The sequence below is a fragment of the Nocardioides sp. dk884 genome (genome assembly GCF_009557055.1).
Lineage (GTDB): Bacteria > Actinomycetota > Actinomycetes > Propionibacteriales > Nocardioidaceae > Nocardioides.
Genome location: NZ_CP045649.1, coordinates 145,308 through 162,934, shown reverse-complemented (window position 1 = coordinate 162,934; position 17,627 = coordinate 145,308). Strand labels below are relative to the sequence as shown.

20 protein-coding genes are annotated in these 17,627 nt (G+C 73.0%); 10 read left to right on the top strand and 10 right to left on the bottom strand.

Going from position 1 to position 17,627, the window contains the following annotated elements; genetic code table 11:
• Positions 1 to 63 precede the first annotated feature (63 nt).
• The 6 genes from GFH29_RS00825 to GFH29_RS00800 all read right to left on the bottom strand — a co-directional run bounded on the left by GFH29_RS00825 (position 64) and on the right by GFH29_RS00800 (position 6,977).
• On the bottom strand, positions 64 to 453 hold the full coding sequence (locus GFH29_RS00825) for a hypothetical protein (protein WP_194289071.1): 390 nt from the start codon (positions 451 to 453) through the stop codon (positions 64 to 66).
• Positions 454 to 461: 8 nt separating this feature from the next.
• Positions 462 to 1,208: an ABC transporter ATP-binding protein gene (locus tag GFH29_RS00820; RefSeq protein WP_153321607.1), complete on the bottom strand. Its 747-nt coding sequence runs from the start codon at positions 1,206 to 1,208 to the stop codon at positions 462 to 464.
• The gene (locus GFH29_RS00815) at positions 1,205 to 1,948 is read right to left on the bottom strand and encodes an ABC transporter ATP-binding protein (protein ID WP_153321606.1); all 744 of its coding nucleotides are present in this window, start codon (positions 1,946 to 1,948) and stop codon (positions 1,205 to 1,207) included. Before GFH29_RS00815 ends, GFH29_RS00820 begins: the two co-directional genes overlap by 4 nt.
• The gene (locus GFH29_RS00810; protein ID WP_153321605.1) at positions 1,941 to 4,244 is read right to left on the bottom strand and encodes an ABC transporter permease subunit; all 2,304 of its coding nucleotides are present in this window, start codon (positions 4,242 to 4,244) and stop codon (positions 1,941 to 1,943) included. Before GFH29_RS00810 ends, GFH29_RS00815 begins: the two co-directional genes overlap by 8 nt.
• Positions 4,245 to 4,314: 70 nt before the next feature.
• Positions 4,315 to 5,724 (bottom strand): ABC transporter substrate-binding protein, encoded by a 1,410-nt coding sequence (locus GFH29_RS00805; protein WP_194289070.1) that lies wholly within the window; start codon positions 5,722 to 5,724, stop codon positions 4,315 to 4,317.
• A 200-nt stretch (positions 5,725 to 5,924) separates the two neighbouring features.
• Positions 5,925 to 6,977, bottom strand: a complete 1,053-nt coding sequence (locus tag GFH29_RS00800) for an SGNH/GDSL hydrolase family protein (protein ID WP_228387677.1) — start codon at positions 6,975 to 6,977, stop codon at positions 5,925 to 5,927.
• 106 nt (positions 6,978 to 7,083) lie between these two features.
• On the opposite strand from GFH29_RS00800, the gene GFH29_RS00795 reads away from it, so the two are divergent.
• Genes GFH29_RS00795 through GFH29_RS00785 form a run of 3 tightly spaced genes read left to right on the top strand, consistent with a single transcriptional unit; the run spans position 7,084 to position 8,435 of the window.
• On the top strand, positions 7,084 to 7,422 hold the full coding sequence (locus GFH29_RS00795) for an STAS domain-containing protein (protein ID WP_153321603.1): 339 nt from the start codon (positions 7,084 to 7,086) through the stop codon (positions 7,420 to 7,422).
• Between the two features lie 27 nt (positions 7,423 to 7,449).
• Entirely contained in the window at positions 7,450 to 7,902 is a 453-nt protein-coding gene (locus GFH29_RS00790; RefSeq protein WP_153321602.1) for a VOC family protein, read from the top strand.
• Positions 7,899 to 8,435 carry a nuclear transport factor 2 family protein gene (locus tag GFH29_RS00785; RefSeq protein WP_228387676.1) on the top strand — a complete coding sequence of 179 codons (537 nt, stop codon included), beginning with the start codon at positions 7,899 to 7,901 and terminating at the stop codon, positions 8,433 to 8,435. The genes GFH29_RS00790 and GFH29_RS00785 overlap by 4 nt, the downstream gene beginning before the upstream one ends.
• Before the next feature lie 2 nt (positions 8,436 to 8,437).
• Here GFH29_RS00785 and GFH29_RS00780 read toward each other — a convergent pair whose 3' ends face one another.
• From GFH29_RS00780 to GFH29_RS00765, 4 genes are all read right to left on the bottom strand, one after another.
• The gene (locus GFH29_RS00780) at positions 8,438 to 9,385 is read right to left on the bottom strand and encodes a TIGR03619 family F420-dependent LLM class oxidoreductase (RefSeq protein ID WP_153321601.1); all 948 of its coding nucleotides are present in this window, start codon (positions 9,383 to 9,385) and stop codon (positions 8,438 to 8,440) included.
• Between the two features lie 207 nt (positions 9,386 to 9,592).
• On the bottom strand, positions 9,593 to 10,177 hold the full coding sequence (locus tag GFH29_RS00775; RefSeq protein ID WP_153321600.1) for a TetR/AcrR family transcriptional regulator: 585 nt from the start codon (positions 10,175 to 10,177) through the stop codon (positions 9,593 to 9,595).
• The gene (locus tag GFH29_RS00770; RefSeq protein ID WP_153321599.1) at positions 10,174 to 10,617 is read right to left on the bottom strand and encodes an SRPBCC family protein; all 444 of its coding nucleotides are present in this window, start codon (positions 10,615 to 10,617) and stop codon (positions 10,174 to 10,176) included. The genes GFH29_RS00775 and GFH29_RS00770 overlap by 4 nt, the downstream gene beginning before the upstream one ends.
• A 14-nt stretch (positions 10,618 to 10,631) precedes the next feature.
• On the bottom strand, positions 10,632 to 11,099 hold the full coding sequence (locus GFH29_RS00765; RefSeq protein ID WP_228387675.1) for a DUF2867 domain-containing protein: 468 nt from the start codon (positions 11,097 to 11,099) through the stop codon (positions 10,632 to 10,634).
• Positions 11,100 to 11,426: 327 nt separating this feature from the next.
• Here GFH29_RS00765 and GFH29_RS00760 point away from each other — a divergent pair, with 327 nt between their 5' ends.
• From GFH29_RS00760 to GFH29_RS00730, 7 genes are all read left to right on the top strand, one after another.
• Entirely contained in the window at positions 11,427 to 11,645 is a 219-nt protein-coding gene (locus GFH29_RS00760) for a hypothetical protein (RefSeq protein ID WP_153321598.1), read from the top strand.
• Positions 11,646 to 11,767: 122 nt separating this feature from the next.
• Positions 11,768 to 13,078 carry a sensor histidine kinase gene (locus tag GFH29_RS00755; protein ID WP_153321597.1) on the top strand — a complete coding sequence of 437 codons (1,311 nt, stop codon included), beginning with the start codon at positions 11,768 to 11,770 and terminating at the stop codon, positions 13,076 to 13,078.
• Positions 13,071 to 13,787: a response regulator gene (locus tag GFH29_RS00750; RefSeq protein ID WP_153321596.1), complete on the top strand. Its 717-nt coding sequence runs from the start codon at positions 13,071 to 13,073 to the stop codon at positions 13,785 to 13,787. The genes GFH29_RS00755 and GFH29_RS00750 overlap by 8 nt, the downstream gene beginning before the upstream one ends.
• 79 nt (positions 13,788 to 13,866) lie before the next feature.
• Positions 13,867 to 14,574, top strand: coding sequence for a hypothetical protein (locus GFH29_RS00745; RefSeq protein ID WP_153321595.1), 708 nt, complete (start codon positions 13,867 to 13,869; stop codon positions 14,572 to 14,574).
• 165 nt (positions 14,575 to 14,739) lie between these two features.
• Positions 14,740 to 15,858, top strand: coding sequence for a class V lanthionine synthetase subunit LxmK (gene lxmK, locus GFH29_RS00740; protein WP_153321594.1), 1,119 nt, complete (start codon positions 14,740 to 14,742; stop codon positions 15,856 to 15,858).
• On the top strand, positions 15,855 to 16,790 hold the full coding sequence (locus GFH29_RS00735; RefSeq protein ID WP_153321593.1) for a T3SS effector HopA1 family protein: 936 nt from the start codon (positions 15,855 to 15,857) through the stop codon (positions 16,788 to 16,790). Before lxmK ends, GFH29_RS00735 begins: the two co-directional genes overlap by 4 nt.
• 42 nt (positions 16,791 to 16,832) lie before the next feature.
• A complete protein-coding gene (locus GFH29_RS00730) occupies positions 16,833 to 17,600 on the top strand; it encodes a class I SAM-dependent methyltransferase (protein ID WP_153321592.1) in 768 nt (255 codons plus the stop codon).
• Positions 17,601 to 17,627: the final 27 nt, after the last annotated feature.

The window sequence follows — 17,627 nt, the reverse complement described above, 5'->3', positions numbered from 1 at the left end:
CGTCAGTGTGGCCGATCCGGGCGCCGACGGCTACGCGCGGCACGAGCCCCTGACGGGAGAGCCTCAGTCGCGCGTCGTCAGCGCCGCCACGAGCTGGTCGGTGCGGTCCTGGCTCTCGACGAGCTGGCGCAACAGCCACAGCCGCAGCACCCGCGCCACCACCCCGGCGACGAAGAGGCCGGAGCCGAGCACGGTGACCGCGACCCCGACGATGGCCAGGATCTGCATCGAGGCGATGTCGCGCCCGTCGCTGAGGCCGTTGGAGTTCAGCCAGGCGAGGAGCGCGATCACGATGCCGGCCACGGCGAGGACGAGCCCGGCCGCGCGGGTCACCCCGTCGCGCGCGACCCCGTCGGACTTGAGGCTCTTCTCCGCGACGGCGTCGGCGAACGCCGTGCCCCGCTTGCCGCTGTGCGCGGGCTCGGCGGCGCTGCTGGTGATGCTGCTGGACATGGTCATCATCATCCCCCCAGATAGGTGGTGGACAGGTCGGCGTCGATCTCGGCGGGGCTGCCCACGGCAGTGACCCGGCCCTGCAGCATCACGGCGGCCACGTCGGCGATCGGCAGGACGGTGCGCGCGAACTGCTCGGCCACGAGCACGCTGATCCCCTCCTCGACGAGCTGGGCCACCGTGTCGTACATCTGGCTGACGATCATGGGCGCCAGGCCCATGGAGAGCTCGTCGAGGAGCAGCACCGCCGGGTCGGTGGCCAGCGCCCGCGACAGCGCCAGCATCTGCTGCTCGCCCCCGGACATGGAGCCGGCCAGCTGGTTGCGCCGGTCGCCGAGGATCGGGAACCGGGTGAACGCCGCCTCCTCGATCGCGGCCCGAGACGTTCCGGTGCCGGTGGCGAGCCAGAGGTTCTCGCGCACGCTGAGGTTGGCGAAGATCCCGCGACCCTCGGGGATCGTGCAGACCCCGAGCCGGGCGGCCTCCTGCGCGGAGATCCCGTCGACCTTGCGCCCGGCGTAGCGCAGCTCGCCCGAGGTGAGGGGCAGCAGCCCGCAGGCGACCTTCACGGTGGTCGACTTGCCGCCGCCGTTCGGGCCGAGCAGCGCGACCACCTGGCCGGCGCGCACCGTCAGGTCCACGCCGTGCAGCACCTCGATCGGGCCGTACGCCGCGCGCACGCCGACGAGCTCGAGGACCGGCGGGGCGAGCAGGTCCTCCATGAGGGGGACGGCCCCGGTGAGGGTGTCGCTCATGCCACGACCTCCTGGCCGATGTAGGCCTCGACGACCTCGGGCGAGGCCTGCACCTCGGCGGGGGTGCCGGACGCGATCACCCGGCCACGGTCGAGGACGTGGATGGTGGTGCACAGCTGCATCACCAGCGGCAGGTCGTGCTCGACCAGGCAGACCGCGAGCCCGGTGTCGGCCAGACCGCGCAGCAGCCCGGCGAACTCCTCGGTCTCGCGCTCGGTCTGGCCCGAGGCCGGCTCGTCGAGCAGCAGCAGCCGCGGCTGGGTCATCAGGGCCCGGGCGACCTCCACGACGCGGGCCCGGCCGGTGGGGATCGCGGCGACCTCCTCGTCGGCGATGCCGCTCAGCCCGGTGAGCTCGAGCATCCGGTCGGTCTCCGCGTCCACGTCGAAGGAGCGGCGGTGCCGCGAGCGCACGATGTCGCCGGCGACCCGGACGTTGTCGCGCACCGAGAGCGAGAGGAACAGCTCGAGGCGCTGGAAGGTCCGGGCGATGCCCAGGTGGGCGCGCCGCGCCGGAGAGCGTCGGGTGATGTCCTCCCCGTCGAGGAGCACGGTGCCGGCGCTGGGTCGCTGCATGCCGGTGACGGTGTTGAACAGCGTGGTCTTGCCCGCGCCGTTGGGCCCGATCAGGCCGGTGATCGTGCCGGCGGCGATGTCGAGGCTGACGTCGTCGACGGCCACGTTGCCACCGAAGCGCACGGTGACCCCGCGGGTCTGCAGCAGCGGTACGTGCTCAGCCACGGACGGCCTCCTTCAGCGGTACGCCGTCGGCCAGGGCGACCTCGACGTCGTGGGACGGCAGGGGCGCGGGCGGCAGGCCCAGCGCGACGTCGAGGTCGTAGCGCTCCTCGCGGCTGAGCGGGGCGTCGAGACCCCGCCGCTCCACCGGGAGGATCCGGCGCCGGGCCGCGAGCGCGTCGAGCTCCTCGGGCGAGAGCACCCGCTCGGCCATCCACACCTGTCCGAGCACGGGCGTCAGCCCGACCACGCAGAACATCGCGAGGGCCAGCGTCCAGTCGCCGATCACGTCGAGCAGGTTGAGCACGACCAGCAGCGCGGTGACCCCGGCCGCGACGTAGAGCACCGGGCGGGCGCGCAGCAGCGGGCGGTAGCCCTCGCAGAGCTGGTGGACGATCCCGCTGGGGTTCTGGTTGACGGTGACGCCCATCAGCGCGACCAGCACGGCGAACACGTGGCCCATCGACCCCAGGACCGGGGACCACGCGTCGTGGGTGAGCGCCAGGTCGCGGAAGGTGCCGTTGATGAGCGTGAAGCCCATCCCCACCATCATCCCGCCGAACAGGGCGCCGCTGACGTAGCCCACGCCTCCGACCACGGTGAGCATGACCAGGGCGAGGCTGGCGGTGATCATGAACGCCTCGGTGGAGACCGAGCCGGCCGACGAGGCCATCAGGATGCCGCCCAGCCCGGCGATCGCCGCGGAGAGCATGAAGACCCCGAGCTTGAGCCGCACCAGCGACTGCCCGAGCATCGCGCTGGCGGCGGGGCTGTCCTTCATCGCCACCAGGCGCCGGCCGTAGCCGGTGTTGCGCAGCGCGACGATGCCGACGCCGAGGAGGGAGAAGATCGCGGCCAGCACGATCATCGCGGTGGCGTCGCTGTCGAGGTCGAAGGGCCCGAGCTGCACCGGCGGCACCATGATCGTGCCGGTCGGGAAGATTGCGCCCTCCCAGCCGAACCAGTTCCGCGGGTGGATCTCGGTGAGCACCAGCGTGGAGACCAGGCCACCGAACGCCATCGTGGCCAGGGCCAGATAGAGCCCGCGCAGGCGCAGGGCCGGCAGGGCGACCAGGCCGCCGACCAGCGCGGCGGCGACGGTGCCGGCGAGCAGGCCCACCCAGCCCATCCGCGAGGCCAGCCCGCTGCCCTCGATGCCGACGTGGAAGGCCACGATGACGCCGACCGCGCCGAAGGACAGCGGGACCAGGTTGATCTCCCCGGCGTACCCGGTGAGCGGCACCAGCGAGAGCGCGATGATCGCGAAGGCCAGGCCGGCCACGAACGAGCCGTGCATGAGCGGGTCGGCGATCCGGGTGAGCAGCGCGACGAGCGCGACGAACACGACGCCCCACACGAGGGCCTGGCGCACCGAGGGCACCCGGTTGCGCTCGCGGGTGCGCACCTGCGCCCCGCGCAACCGGTCCTGGGGCAGCACGAGCAGCACCAGGAACAGCACCAGCATCGGCAGCGCCGTCTTGAGGTTGCCCGCCCAGTCCCAGCTGCTCGGCGCGTAGGCCAGGAGGTACGTCGAGGCGAGGCCGAGCACCAGCGCGCCGACGAACGTGCGCGGGATGCTCTGCAGCCGCCCGAACATCGCCGCGGCGAAGGTGTCGATGATCAGCAGGGTGAGCATGCTGGCCTCGAGCGAGCCGCCCGCGACAGGGGTGACCAGCACGCCGGCGAACGCCGCCAGGCCGGAGCCGAGCGCCCAGCTGGCCATCGCCACCCGGTCGGGGTTGTGGCCGTTGAGGCGCAGCAGCTCGGGGTCGTCGACGACGCCGCGCATCATCACGCCCAGGCGGCTGCGGGTGAACAGCAGGCGCAGGCCGAGCGCGAGCAGCGCGGCGGCGAGCAGGCAGATGATCTCGTGGTAGCGGATCCGCACGCCGAGAAGCTCGATCGAGCTGGCGTTGCCGAAGAGCATCTCGAGCTTGCGGGGCTCGGTCGGGTCCCAGATCCACTGCGACAGCGAGACCATGCCGAGCAGCACCGCGACCGTGACGATGACCTTGGTGACCTCCGCGACGTCGCGCAGGCCGTGCATCAAGAAGCGGTGCAGGACCACGCCGAGGAGCGGGCCGAAGACCAGCACGACCAGGACGAAGGCCACGGGGACCGGCAGCCCCCAGCCCACGCTGAGCTGCCAGTAGAGGAACGCGGCCAGCATGGCCTGGGCGCCGTGGGCGAAGTTGAAGACCCCCGAGGTCGTGTAGGTCAGCACCAGGCCCGAGGCCGCGATCGCGTAGACCGATCCCAGCACCAGCCCGACGATCGTGTACGTCAAGAACAGCTCCATCAGGTCCCTCCCGACCCTCGGTCGCCCATGGACGTCCGCCCGGCCGCCGTGGCGGCCGGGCGGAGGCGGATCAGCCCTTCGGCGTCAGCACGTCGTCGGTGAGGAACGTGGTCGCGATCCGGTCGTCGGTGAGCTCGACGCCCCAGGCCGCCTCGGGCGCCTCGCGGGCGCCGTTCTTGGAGCAGTACCACTCGCCCTTCTCGCCCGGCTGGACCTGCTCGTAGCCCTGGCCGGCGACGGTCACGAGGATCGCGCACTCCTGGGGCGTGTTGTTGCCGGGATCGGCGGTGCCGTGCAGCCCGCCACCGGTCCACTCGTTGACCTTCGCGAGGCCGTCGACCATGCACTGGCGGGTGAGCTCGCTGCCGCAGTCCTTGGCGACCGTGGCCCACAGCAGGAACGCGGAGGCGCTCTGCATGCCCAGCAGGCCCTGCTCGCCACCGGTCTGCTCGAGGACGGCGCGGTAGTCGGCCACGGCGGGCACGACGTCGGCGTTCTCGAAGGGCTGGAAGTTCAGCGCGATGATCGTGCCCTCGGTCAGGTCGCCGACGTTGGCCTTCAGCACGCCGTCGGTGTACCAGGTGGCGGCGTTGGCCAGCGGCACGTCGAAGCCCTCGACCTTGGCGGCGTCGAGGAAGTTGTAGATCGGGGGCGACGGCGGGGTCCAGGTGAAGAGCGCGTCGACGTCGCACTCCTTGAACTTCTGCACGATCGCGCGGTAGTTGTCACCGCCGGCCGACTTCAGCTCCACACCGCAGTCCTTGGGCGTGATGCCGAGGCCCTTGAAGTTGTCGGTGTAGCGGGTGCCGGCCTGGTCGACGGCCGGGGAGTCGCTGTTGAGGAACCCGACGTTCTTGAACTCCGGGTAGTTCTCGACGATGACCTCGATGTCGGCGTCGTTGAACAGGTCGACCGGGCCGGGGACGGGCTCGTACTTCATCGGGCCCATCGCCGCCTCCGGGGAGATCGCGAAGCCCGGGACGGTGGGCATCTTGCAGCCGATGCGGTCGGCCTCGATGTTGCCGTCGAGCGCGAAGCCCTGGCCGACCAGCATGAAGTCCTGGGCGCAGGACTCCTTGATCACCTTGGCGGACTCCAGCACCATGCCGTCGTAGCGGTTGCCGACGATCTCGCGGCCGTTGATGCCGCCCAGGCCGTTGCACCAGTCGATGAACGCGTCCATCGCATCACCCATCTCCTGATTGAGACCAGGAGTGGCCGGGTAGCCCTTGTCGTCGCCGTAGCCGATCGTGATCGACTCGTCGGTCACGCCCTGGTCGGTCGCCCCGCTGGCGTCGCCGTCGCCGCACGGCGACTCCACGTCACCGAAGGTGTCGGTGGGCAGCTCGGCGGCCGCGGCGGTGGTCGACTCGTCGGTCGAGGACGGGTCCTCTTCCTCGCGGTCGGTGCCGCACGCCGTGGCGACCAGCAGCAGGCTCGCTGCGACGACGCCCAGCCTGGCGATCCTCTGATGACGCATGTGGTGGTCCTCCCCTGTCGGCCGCTGTCGTGTGACGGCGAACACATCGAATCGCATGCTGACAGATTTGACCAGAACCTGTTCTAGATCTGGCGGATTCGCCCCCAATGAGGCAGGCGGCGCCTGCGGACGCACGAACGCCGAGCGCGCCCCGGCGGGGGCGTGCTCGGCGTCGTGGGGGGTGAGTCGTTGGCGACCGCTCAGGCCTGGGCGCGCATCCAGTCGCGCCAGGCCTCGCCCAGGCGGGCGGGGCTCGCGGAGTCGCGGCGTACGACGGGACCGCCGGCGGCGTCCGCGGGGCGCGGCAGGGCGCGGGCCGGGGCGGTGTGCCCGCCGCTCAGCTGGAAGTAGATCTCCTGGGCGGCGCCCCGCATGCCGCGCTTGAACGGGTGGAAGTCCGCGGCGCGGAACAGCTTGAGGGTGTCGCCGTTGATCCAGGCCTCCTTGCCCGCACACGCGTCATGGCCGCGCGAGGCGGGGTAGAGGTCGACGTAGGTCGCGCCGTTGGTGCGCGCCGCCAGGCGCAGCGAGCGGTTCAGCCGACGCTCCACGCGGTTGCCCCAGCGGTAGTCGCCCGCCGCGAAGCTGACCTGCTTGCAGGTGCCGCGCTGCGGCAGCAGCCGCGGGTAGCCCACGACGTACACCTCCGCGTTCGGCGCGCGGCGCGCGATGCCGCGCAGCACCCGGCCGACGTCCTTGCGGATCCGGTCGGCGTCGCGCAGCTTGGTGTCCACGCCCTTGCGGTTGGTGAAGTGCCGCCGGCACGGCGCGCCGTTCGGCGCCAGCGGCGCGACGGCCTGGCAGACCTCGATCATCGAGCCGAAGAGCTCGTAGTCGTTGCCGCCGATGCCGAGGGTGACCAGGTCGGTGGCGTCGGTGAGGACGTCGAGCTGCGGCGCCGGCGAGGGCCCGGGGAGGATCGTCTTCTGCTCGCGCCGGTCGAGGTCGGCGGTCTCCGCACCCGAGCAGGTCACGTCGACGTACGTCGCCACGTCGAGGTGGGCGGCGAGGTAGGCCGGGTAGTTGTGCGTCGAGCGCAGGCAGCCCAGCGGGTCGGCACGCTGTGCCGGGATCAGCGGGCCGGCGCTGTAGGAGTCACCGAGCGCGACGTAGTCGATCGGCTCGTCACCACCGACGACCTCGCTGGCCGCGCCGGCCCCGGCGACGAGGGCGGTGCCGGCGCTCAGCGCGACGGCGACGAGCGCCGCGCCGAGCCGGCGCCGGAGACGGAGACGGGGACGAGCAGACGGCATGAGGTTCCTCCCGATGGAGTGCGGCCGGCCACGGGCTCGGCGCCGGTACGTTTGAGTACCACCCTAGTGGCGGCGATCACTCCATTGCCCCGCCTAGGCTGGCGCCATGCCCTCCCTCTCCTGCGAGATCCAGCGCGACGGCGGGGTGCTGCGGATCCGCGGCGACGTCGACGACCTGGCCGTCCCGGCGCTGCGCAGCGCCCTCGAGCTCTACGGCCACCTCGACCCGCTGGTCATCGAGCTCTCCGACGCCACGTTCCTCAGCAGCCTGGCCGTCTCCCAGCTCGTCGGTGCGATGCGGGCCTCCGAGGGCGCCGGCCGCTCGTTCACGATCTGCGCCGATAAGGGCTCCCCGGCGCAGATGGTGCTGGCGATCCTGGTCATCCCGCACACCCCCGCCCGGTGCGAGCAGGGCGTGACGCCCCCCGCCCCCTGCTCACGCTGATCCCGGCCGGCGCCGAGAGGACGAGGCATGACCACCGTGCACCACGTGGGCATCACCGTGAGCGACATCGAGCGCTCCCTGGACTTCTACGCCGACCTCCTCGGGGGTGAGCGCCTCGGCCCGTGGCGGCGCAGCGGGCCGCGCATCGACGCGGTGACCGGCTATCCCGGCGTGGTGGTCCACCAGGCGTTCGTGCGTGCCCAGGAGGGCGCCACGATGGTCGAGCTGCTGCAGTACGAGAACGGCTCCACGACCGTGCTCGACCCCGACAACGGCCACGTCGGCGCCGCGCACGTCGCGATCACCGTGACCGGGCTCGACGACATCCTGGCCGGGCTGCGCTCGCGCGGGGTGGAGCAGGTCTCCGAGCCGATCGTGGCCAGCGAGCCGATGGCCGGGTACCGCTGCGTCTACGTGCTCGACCCCGACCGGGTCCGGGTGGAGCTCGTCGAGCCGCCCGCCGCGACCCCGGCCGGATGAGCGCGGACAGCGCCGAGCGCATGAGCAGCGAGCTGCGCCGGCTCCACGACCACCAGGAGATCCGCGACCTGGTCGCGGCGTACTGCCGCGGGGTGGACCGGCTCGACCTCGACGCGGTCCGCGCCGTCTACGCCCGCGACGGGATCGACCACCACACCGGTTTCGACGGCTCCGCCGACGAGTACGTCGCGTGGCTCGGGCGGCTGCTGCCGCGCCTGGGCGGGACCATGCACATCCTCGGCAACCAGCTCGTCGAGCTGCACGGCGAGGAGGCGGTGTGCGAGAGCTACGGCACCGCCGTGCACTGGGGCGAGCCGGCCGACGACGCGCGGCTCAACTTCACCAGCGGGTTCCGCTACGTCGACCACCTGGTCCGCGAGGACGGCGCGTGGCGGGTGCGCGAGCGCTGGGCGGTGCGGGAGTGGACCCGCTCCGACGCGGGGCGCCGGGTGGCGTCCGAGGCCGAGGGTCCGCGCGCCGAGCGGGGCCCGCAGGACCCGCTGCGCCGGCTGCAGGCCCGCTTCGCCGGCTGAGGTCAGGCCCCACCGGCCGCCAGCAGCGGCTCCAGGAACCCCGGCAGGTCCGCGAGCTCCTCGCAGTGGGCCAGCGGGTGCACGACCACGGTGTCGGCGCCGGCCGCCCACAGCGCCTCGACCTCGGCGAGCGGGTGCGGCACGCCGGCCTCGGCGGCCCGCACCTCCTGCGGCAGCAGGGTGACCGCTCCGGTGACCGCCAGCGACGCCGGGTCCCGCCCGGCCTCGACGCAGGCGTCCCGCAGGCGGGCCACCCCGGCGGCGAAGTCGTCGACCGGCATCGGCGCAGGCGCCCAGCCCACGCCGAGCTCGACGATGCGGGCCACGTTGCGCGGACCGAGGCCGACCCCGAAGGACAGCGGCAGCCGGTCGCCCTGCGGGGGCAGCGGCTGGGCGTGCAGGTCGTCGATCCCGCCCAGCGCCGGGTGCGCCGCGGCCGGCGCGCCGCCCCACAACGCCCGGCAGGCGCCGACCAGCTCGACCAGGGCCGAGGTGCGGCCCGCGAAGGCGGCCCCCACGGCGTCGTACTCGGCCTGCTGCCAGCCGACGCCGAGCGCGACCTCCACCCGGCCGCCGGAGATCGCGTCGAGGGTGGCGAGCTGCTTGGCCAGGAACGCCGCGGGACGCAGCGGCGCGATCAGCACATTGGTGCCGAGCCGCACCCGCTCGGTGACCCCGGCGACCGCCGCGAGCGCGGTCAGCGGCTCCAGCCAGCTCGCGGAGAGCGGGTAGGGGAACCCGTCGCGCTCGCGGTGCGCCTGCGCCGACATCACCACGTGGTCGGGCAGCACCACCCGGTGCACCCCGAGCCGGTCCGCGATCCGCGCCGCCTCGAGGACGCCCGCGAAGGAGCCGCCGGCCAGGTGCTCGATCGCCATCAGGTTGAGGGCGATGCGGCGGGGCCGCGGCTGCCCACCGGGGTCCGCGGCGGTCGGGGAGGCGGTGCTCATGAGGGCTCCGTTCGTGACGTCGGACGTCGAGCAGGCGGTCGGTCAACCTAGCGGCGTCGGGCCCCGCCCGCCCGGGGAACTCCCACTCCCGGGGAGGGTGCCGCCGCCAGCCGCATGTAACGCGGGGTTATCGACGCTGCACACGTGGAGTACGGCGGTGGAAGCGTCCACAGCACGGTGGAAGATGCGCCGCCGGCCGGCCCCGGCTCAGGGCCGACCCTCCCCCGCCCAGGCGTACAGCTCCAGGTAACGCTCGTGCGCGGCCACGAGCGCCTCGCGGTCGCCGGTGGCCAGCAAGTCGAGCAGCAGGCCGCGTACGACGGCGAGGCCCAGCCGGGCGTCGACCGGGGCGCGCTCGGCGTCCCCGGTGGCCTCGGCGAACAGCGCGGCCAGCGGCGCGAGCCACTCCTCGACGGCGGCCCGCGGCAGGGACGCGGCGGCTCCGCTGCCCTGGAGGCCGGCGGCGTACAGCTCGAAGAAGAGGCGCTCGTGCGGCGCCGCCGCCGGGTCGGACAGCTCGCGCCACAGCGCCCGCGCCGCCTCGACCGGCTCGGGGTGCGTGTCGGCGAGGGCGACCCGCCGCGCCCGCTGCCGGGCCTCCACCTCCTCGACGACCGCGACGAGCAGGCCGTCGAGGGAGCCGAAGTGGTAGATCACCATGCGGTGGCTGGTGCCAAGGGCCTCGGCGAGGCGGCGCAGCGTCCACCCTCCGCTCCCCTCGCGCGCCAGCAGCTCGACGGCGGCGGCGAGCAGCCGCTCCCGTGGACCCGCGGGCTCGGCGACCGCCGTCACCCGGCGTCCCGCGCGGCCGCCTCGCTCGCCCGGGCGAGTCCCGCGAGCTCCTGGTCGACGTAGCGCGCGGTCCGCCGCATGGTGAGAGCGCCGAGCAGCCACGCCAGCGGCCCGGTCTGCTCGACGGCCAGGGTCGCCTCGGTCCCGCCGTCGGCGGTCGGCGCCAGCGCGTGATCGCCGTACGTCGTGACCCCGGCGGTGCGGGCCCACCAGCGGAAGTGCTGCCCCGGAGTCAGCTGGTCGACGGTCCAGGTCATCGCGGGCATCCCCGGCTGCCGGATCTCCGCGGCGGTGCCGATCGCGAGGCCGTCACCGGCCAGGATCCGCACCGAGCGCATGGACGGGGTCCACTGCGGCATCCGTTCGACGTCGCTGAGCACCTCCCAGACGGTCGCGACGGGTGCGTCGATGCGGGCGGTCGTGCGGTGCTGCGTGGTCATGACTTCCTCCAGGGTCAGGGACGGGCGGCGAGGCCGGCTTGCCAGCGCCGCTCCAGGCCGCGCAGGAGCGCGGGATAGACGATCAGGTAGCGCAGCGGCTTGATCGCGGCCAGGTAGCCGCGTCCGAGGAGTCCGTTGGGGCGCACCAGCACGGCCATCTGCGCCCGGCCGCCGCCCGCCGGGTCGGGGACCCAGCCCAGGTGCAGGACCCCGTGCACCGTGCGGTTGGCGATCTCCAGCGCCCACTCGTCGCTGGTCTCGTAGACCGTGGTGAACGGGACGTCGGGAAGCTCGCGCCCGGGCTCGGCCTGACGCAGCTCGTCGGGCAGCCGCTCGCGCAGCGAGGCGACCCGCGCACCGAGCCCGGCATCCGACCGGTCCCAGCGCAGGACCCGACCGATCACCCAGCGCGCCTGCCACAGCAGCCCTACGACGCGCGGCGCGCGGCGCGCGGTCGGGGAAGTCGTCGTCCACGAAGGCATCGAGCAGCGAGGCGAAGTCGGCGCGCGGATCGTGGGTCTCGAGTGACCACACGTCCTCGACGGCGAAGTCCGGCGCGACGCCGTGGATGACCCACGGCCGCTCGTGGTGGGCGCTCACGGGAAGCCTCATGCCGGTCCGCCGATCAGGTTCGCCCCGTGCCGAGACCGGGCACCACGCGCCGGTCCTCCTCGAACGTACCACCTGGTACACCCGACGGTCCTCCCCCTGCAGAGGGGGACAGCGCTCCGTCGCTCGGACGATGTGCCGCGCATCCGGCATGCGTAGCGTCGTGATCGAAGCCCCGACACCGACGAAAAGGACGTCCCATGACCTCCCGTATCTCTCAGCGCCAGGGCAGCACCTTCAGCGTGCCGAAGCTGGCGATCTGCCTTGCGGTCGCCCTCGGTCTCATCGCGCTGGTCCACGACTACGACCCGCCGGTCGTCCCGGACGTGGTGGTGGCCCCGGCCATCGCGGTCTTCAGCCTCTGGGTGGCCTACGTCTGGAGCAGCTCCGAGCGCTCGGGGGCCAGCACCCGGCGCTGATCTCCGCCCGAAGTGACCTGCCGCACACCGGACGGACTGTCGGAGCACCGGACTGGGTAGTACTACCGGCACAGCGATCCAGATCCCCGACCTGGACCGCGTTGCCGGAAGGGACGCCCGACGTGATCCACCGAGACCCGATCCGCCTCGCGGCCGGACTCTTCGGTGTCGACGAGCACTGGCACCGACCCGTGAGCGGGCGCCGCACCCTCAGGAACGATGTGCTCGTCGCCGTCGCGTTCGCCGTCGGCGGGGTCCTCTCCCTGGAGGCCGCTCGCAGCGTCGGAGCGCTGACGACGACGGAGCTGAGCATGGCCTGGCAGCTGGTCTGGATCCTGCTGCCGGCGGCGACCCTCGCCGTACGACGGCTGCTGCCGCTGGCCACCCTGGCGGTGTGCTGCCTGCACCTGGCCTTCACCGCGTGGCTCGCCGACGACCTGTCGGCGGTGTTCGCGATCCAGTTCTACTACTACTTCGTGTTGTTCACCGCCATCGCCTGGTCCCGCCACCGCCGGGCGGCGATGGCGATGACGGCGCTGTTCGGCGCCGTCTCCCTCCTCTGGGTCGTCGTCGAGGTGGCCGTGCGCGACACCCTGGCCGCCTTCGAGCTCCGCTCCGACCTCGGCGCCTTCTCCCCGACCGCCGGCGCCGTCGTCCAGCTGCTGCTGACGAACGCCGTCGTCTATGCCAGCACGATCGCCGCCGGTACGACGACGTGGTGGTCCGCGCGTCGCGAGGCGCGCACGCGTGCGCAGGCGCTGACCGTCGTCGACCAGAGCGAGCAGCTCAGCGACCGGGCGGTCGGCACCGAACGGGTCCGGATCGCCCGCGAGCTGCACGACGTCGTCGGCCACCACGTGGCCGTGATCGGCATCCAGACGGCCGCGGCGCGGCGGACCTTCGAGGTCGCGCCCGAGCGGGCGACCACCGCCATGCTGCAGGCGGAGGAGACCGCACGGTCTGCGTCGCGCGACCTGCGTCTGCTCCTCTCCGCGCTGCGCGAGCGCGACGAGGCGCACGGCGGCTCCGGGCCGCAGGCCGGTCTGTCGAGCCTCCTGGAGACGGTCGAGTCGTTCGAGAAGCTCGGCCTGGAGATCGACCTGCGCTCCACCGGCGATCTCGAGGCGGTGCCGATGGCCGTGGGCCTGGCGCTGCACCGGATCCTCCAGGAGTCGCTGACCAACGTGAGTCGTCACTCCACCGCCGACCGCGTGGAGGTGGTCCTCGCCGTCCGGCCGACCGGCCGCACATCGGGCACCGCCTCCCTCCGCGTCACCGACAACGGCTCACCCAAGGGCAACACCTCTGGCAGCCAGGTGGGAGTGGTCGGCATGCGCGAGCGGGCGCTCCTGCACGGTGGCGCCCTGCGGACCTCGACCACCGCCGACGGCGGCTTCGAGGTCGTCGCCGACCTGGAGTGGTCCGATGACTGAGGAGCAGGAGAACCGGTCGACCGCCCCGCCCGCCATCGCGCCGGTGCGGGTGCTCCTGGCGGACGACGAGGGCCTGGTGCGCGCCGGGTTCCGGATGATCTTCAGCGTCGAGGAGGAGATCGAGGTCGTCGGCGAAGCCTCCGACGGCGCAGAGGCCGTCCGCCTCGCTCGCGAGCTGTCCCCGGACATCGTGCTGATGGACGTCCAGATGCCCGTGATGGACGGCATCGAGGCCACCCGGGAGATCGCCGCCGCCACAGACGCGCGGGTGATCGTGCTGACGACCTTCGACGACGAGGAGAAGGTCCTCGCCAGCCTCCAGGCCGGGGCGAGCGGGTTCCTGCTGAAGAACACCGAGCCCGATCAGCTCGTCCTGGCGATCCGGAACGCCGCGGCAGGCCACTCCCTGCTCGCCCCGGAGGTGACTCGTCACGTGATCGACCGCGGGGTCGCGGAGGCGAGCAGCCCGTCGGGGCCGACCGACGAGCAGCGCGACCGGCTGGACCTGCTCACCGGCCGGGAGCGGGAGGTCCTCGGCCTCGTGGCACTCGGTCTGTCCAACGACGAGATCGCCGAGGAGCTGGTGGTCGGCCAGGCCACGGTCAAGACCCATGTCTCCTCCTGCCTGGCCAAGCTCCACGCCCGGGACCGCGTGCAGCTGGTCATCTTCGCCCACGATGTCGGCGTGAGCGGGACGCGGCGCGACTGAGCGACGTCGGGAGGTGGGAGGCCACGAAGTCGTCCCTGCGACCGACGTACGGGCGGCTACGAGCGGCGAGCATCGAGGGGTGACCCCCCACCATCGACACCGTGCGAGAGGCGTCGTCCTGGCGACCTCGCCCACGGACCTGCCCGTCCCGGGGGCCTCGCTGCAGGAGCTGCTGTGGCCTCCTCCTGCCGCCCCCCAGGCCGAGCGGCGCACCTTGGAGCAGCTGTTGACCCTCGGCCAGTGGCTGCGCCGGTTGCACCGGGGAGTGGCTCCGCGCCCGAGCGGTTCCCCCGAGGTCGCCGAGGTGGCGGAGATCGCCGCCCGGGTCGACCAGCGACCCTCCCCCCTACGACCGGCCCACTGGGCGTCCCTGCGGCAGTGGTCGACGATCCTCGCCGACGACGACCACCTGGGGCACGGCCGACTGGGCCTGGACCATGTCTATCCGGCGAGCTCGCACCTGGTCGTGGAGGCGACCCAGGGCCTCAGCGCCGTCCATGCGGCGGTCGACGTCGGCTGGATCACCGCAGACCTCATCGAGCTGTCCCACCGGGCCCGGGCCCGCGGCACCGACCCCGGCGCCTTCGAACGCCTTCTCAGCGCCTTCGTCACCGGTTACCGCGGCCTCACCGACGGCGGCCACCTCGAGGACCTCGACGTCTACCGGGCTGCGGCGCTGCGGATGGCCCTGCGCGCCGGCGCCCAGGACGACGAGGAGGACCGCGACCTCGACCTGCGGCTCGCGCGGCACCTCGTCGAGGAGTGCTGGCGCCTCGGCCTCGCCTGAGCAGGGGCCGCGAGGTCCTCCTCCCTGCGGCGGAGAGCGAACGGCCTCGCGGTCCCTCGCGCGGGGCAGGCGCAACTGCCCGAAGGTCGTCCAGCGGACCGATGTGCCGACGCTCCACGCGCACGAGAGTGGTGGGACCAGCCCCACCGACCCACAGGACGTGAGATGCGCATCGATCCCCGCCTCGACCGGTTCCTCGACGACTCCGGGCTCGGAAACCTCGTCCCGGAGGACGCGAAGGAGAAGGCCGGTCGCAACAGCAACTTCGTGGTCCGTACGACGACCGGCCGCGAGCTGTTCGTCAAGCGCATCCGCATGGGCGGATCGGATTCGTTGGAGCGGTTCCGCGCCTGCAGCGCCTTCGACACCCTTCGCCGTGACGACCCGGAGGTGCGCGACAGCCTGCCGACCGCGCTGCTGGTCGCCCACGACGAGGAGCTCGGGTTCCTCGCCTACGAGGCGGTCGACGGCGCCACGAGCGTGGCCGAGCTCGCCAGCGAGGACGAGGACTCCGTCGTCGAGACGCACCTCGACGCCATCGGCAGCGCCCTGGCGGCGCTGCACCGACTCGACGTGTCCCGGGTCCCTGCCCGCGAGCACGAACCGGCATTCCCGCCGGTCGGCTGGCTCGATGTCCTTCCCTGGCCGGTGTACCACCACGCCTCGGCTCCGGCGCTGAAGATCTGGCACCGCCTGCAGTCCGACGACGGGGTCCGGGCCGCCCTGCTGGCGCTGCGCGACGACGAGCGCCGCGCGCATCCGCACGCGATCCACGGCGATGCGCGGCTCGACCAGTTCCTCATCGACGGCGACGGCCGGCTGCTGCTCGTCGACCTCGAGGAGTTCCGCCGCGGCGATGCGGCGCGCGACATCGGCGCGCTGGTCGGCGAGTGGCTGCACCGCGCGACGCTCGACCTGCTGGGTGACCGCGCCACGGACACCGCTGCCTCGCTCGCCGACTCCGATCTCACCCACGCGGACGTGATCGCGAGCGGCGTGGCCGCTCTCGAGCGTCGACGACCCGCCATCAGCAGGTTCTGGGCCAGCTACCGGGGAGCCGGGGGCGGCAACGACGACCCCGACTTCGTGGACCGCGTCACCCGCTTCGCGGGCTGGCACCTGTTCGACCGGATGGTCGCCGCCGCCGAGAGCGCCAGCCGCATCTCCGCCCTGCACTGGGGCGCCGCCGGCATCGGTCGCCAGGCCCTGCTCCATCCCCGCGCCGCGGCCCCGGCCCTGGGCCTGCCCGGCGAACCGACGAACCACCAGGAGGATGCCGCATGAGCGCCGTCGCCGTACCCGCCCCGCCCGCCGATCTCCTCGCCGCCCTGGGGGACGTGGCGGTCGGCCTCGACCCGTGGACGGGTCGGGTCGGTCCGCGCGACCTCACCGCCGAGTCCCGCCAGGAGCTGCGCCTGGTCCTGATCGGGGCGATGTATGAGGTCTTCCACGCCGGACGCGCGGAGGAGAAGGACCTCGGTCGCATCGTGCGGGAAAGGGACGTCGAGGACGTCCTGCTCGGCGCGGTCCCCCATCCCACCAGCCCCCGCCGGGCACGGGTCCTGCGGCGCGATGCCCACGCAGCGGTCGTCGACTTCGGTGACGTGCGGGTCGAGGTGCCGGACCACCTGCTGCCGGCGGAGACCCCGCTCGGCGAGCTCGCGGTCCTGGAGCTCCCGGCAGCGCGCCCGGCCCTCTCCCACGGGTTCCTGCTGATCGACGGGCCCCTCGGGATGACCAGCGGCACGACCCCCTTGCGACGCCTCTACGTCCACACCCCCGCCCCGGAGGCCGCGGCTGACGTCTGGCGGGTCGTGCTCGAGACCCTCAACGACGCACGCGTGCCGTACCGGTCCAAGACCCTCTCGCACCGCGACGGGTACCCCCGACGCGACTCGATCGTCGTCTACCTGCCGGCCGAGGTCTCCGCCGTCACCGACCACGTGGCCGAGGCGCTCCGCGACCATGCCGGAATCTCGCCGGACACCTCCGCCTACGCCCATCGCATCGCCCCGGGCATCGCGATCGCCGACGAGCCGCAGGACGTGCGCACGCAGTACCGCGAGCTGAGCTTCGGCGAGCACCGCAGCGCCGTCGCCGTGAACGCACTGCTGCGCCATGCGGAGGACCCCGACACCCCGCTCGCCGACCTGTTCGTCGAGGAGTGCCTCGACGCCCGCGTCGACCCGGCGGACCCCGCCTTCAACCTCACCTGACGCACGCCCCGAGTCCGCCGTACCGATCGAGAAGGAGACACCATGAGCACCGCCACCACCACTGCGAGCCAGGCCTTCGGCGAGAACACCTACGGCGACGGCCTCGCCAAGGTCTACGACTTCATGTACCCCTCGAGCCCCGACGCGGAGGCGGCCGGGAGACACGTCGCGTCGCTCGCCGGCCCCGGCGGGACCGCCCTGGAGCTCGGCGTCGGCACCGGCCGGGTCGCCGCCTTCACCGCCGCCGCGGGCGCGCGGGTGACCGGCGTGGACGCGTCGCAGGCCATGCTGGAGGAGCTGCACGAGCGCCACCCCGACAGCGGCATCGAGACCCAGCTGCTCGACTTCACCTCCCAGAGCACCGGGCGGACCTTCGACGTCGTCTACGTCCCGCTGTCGACCTTCTTCGTCGGTCGCACCCAGCAGACCCAGCTGGAGACGATGCGGCTGATGCGAGAGCAGGTCGCCGAGGACGGCGACGTCGTGATCGAGGCCTTCGAGCCGCGGGACTACCACGCCCAACAGGGCGCGCGGACCGACTCCCACCCCTTCCCGGACGGGTCGTTGATGATCGACACCACCTTCGTCGAGCGCACCCTCCAGCTGATCATCGTCAGCCACACCACGATCGGCCCCGGGGGGCGTTTCGAGACCGTCAAGGAGATCGTTCGCTACGCCTTCGCGCCGGAGCTGGACCTGATGGCCGGCCTGGCCGGTCTGGAGCTCGTCGAGCGGTGGTCGGACTGGGCCGGGACCCCGCACACGGCCGACAGCGTCCGCCACGTGTCGCGCTACCGGGTCCGGACCTGAGCACATCCACTCGAGGGGAGCACACCG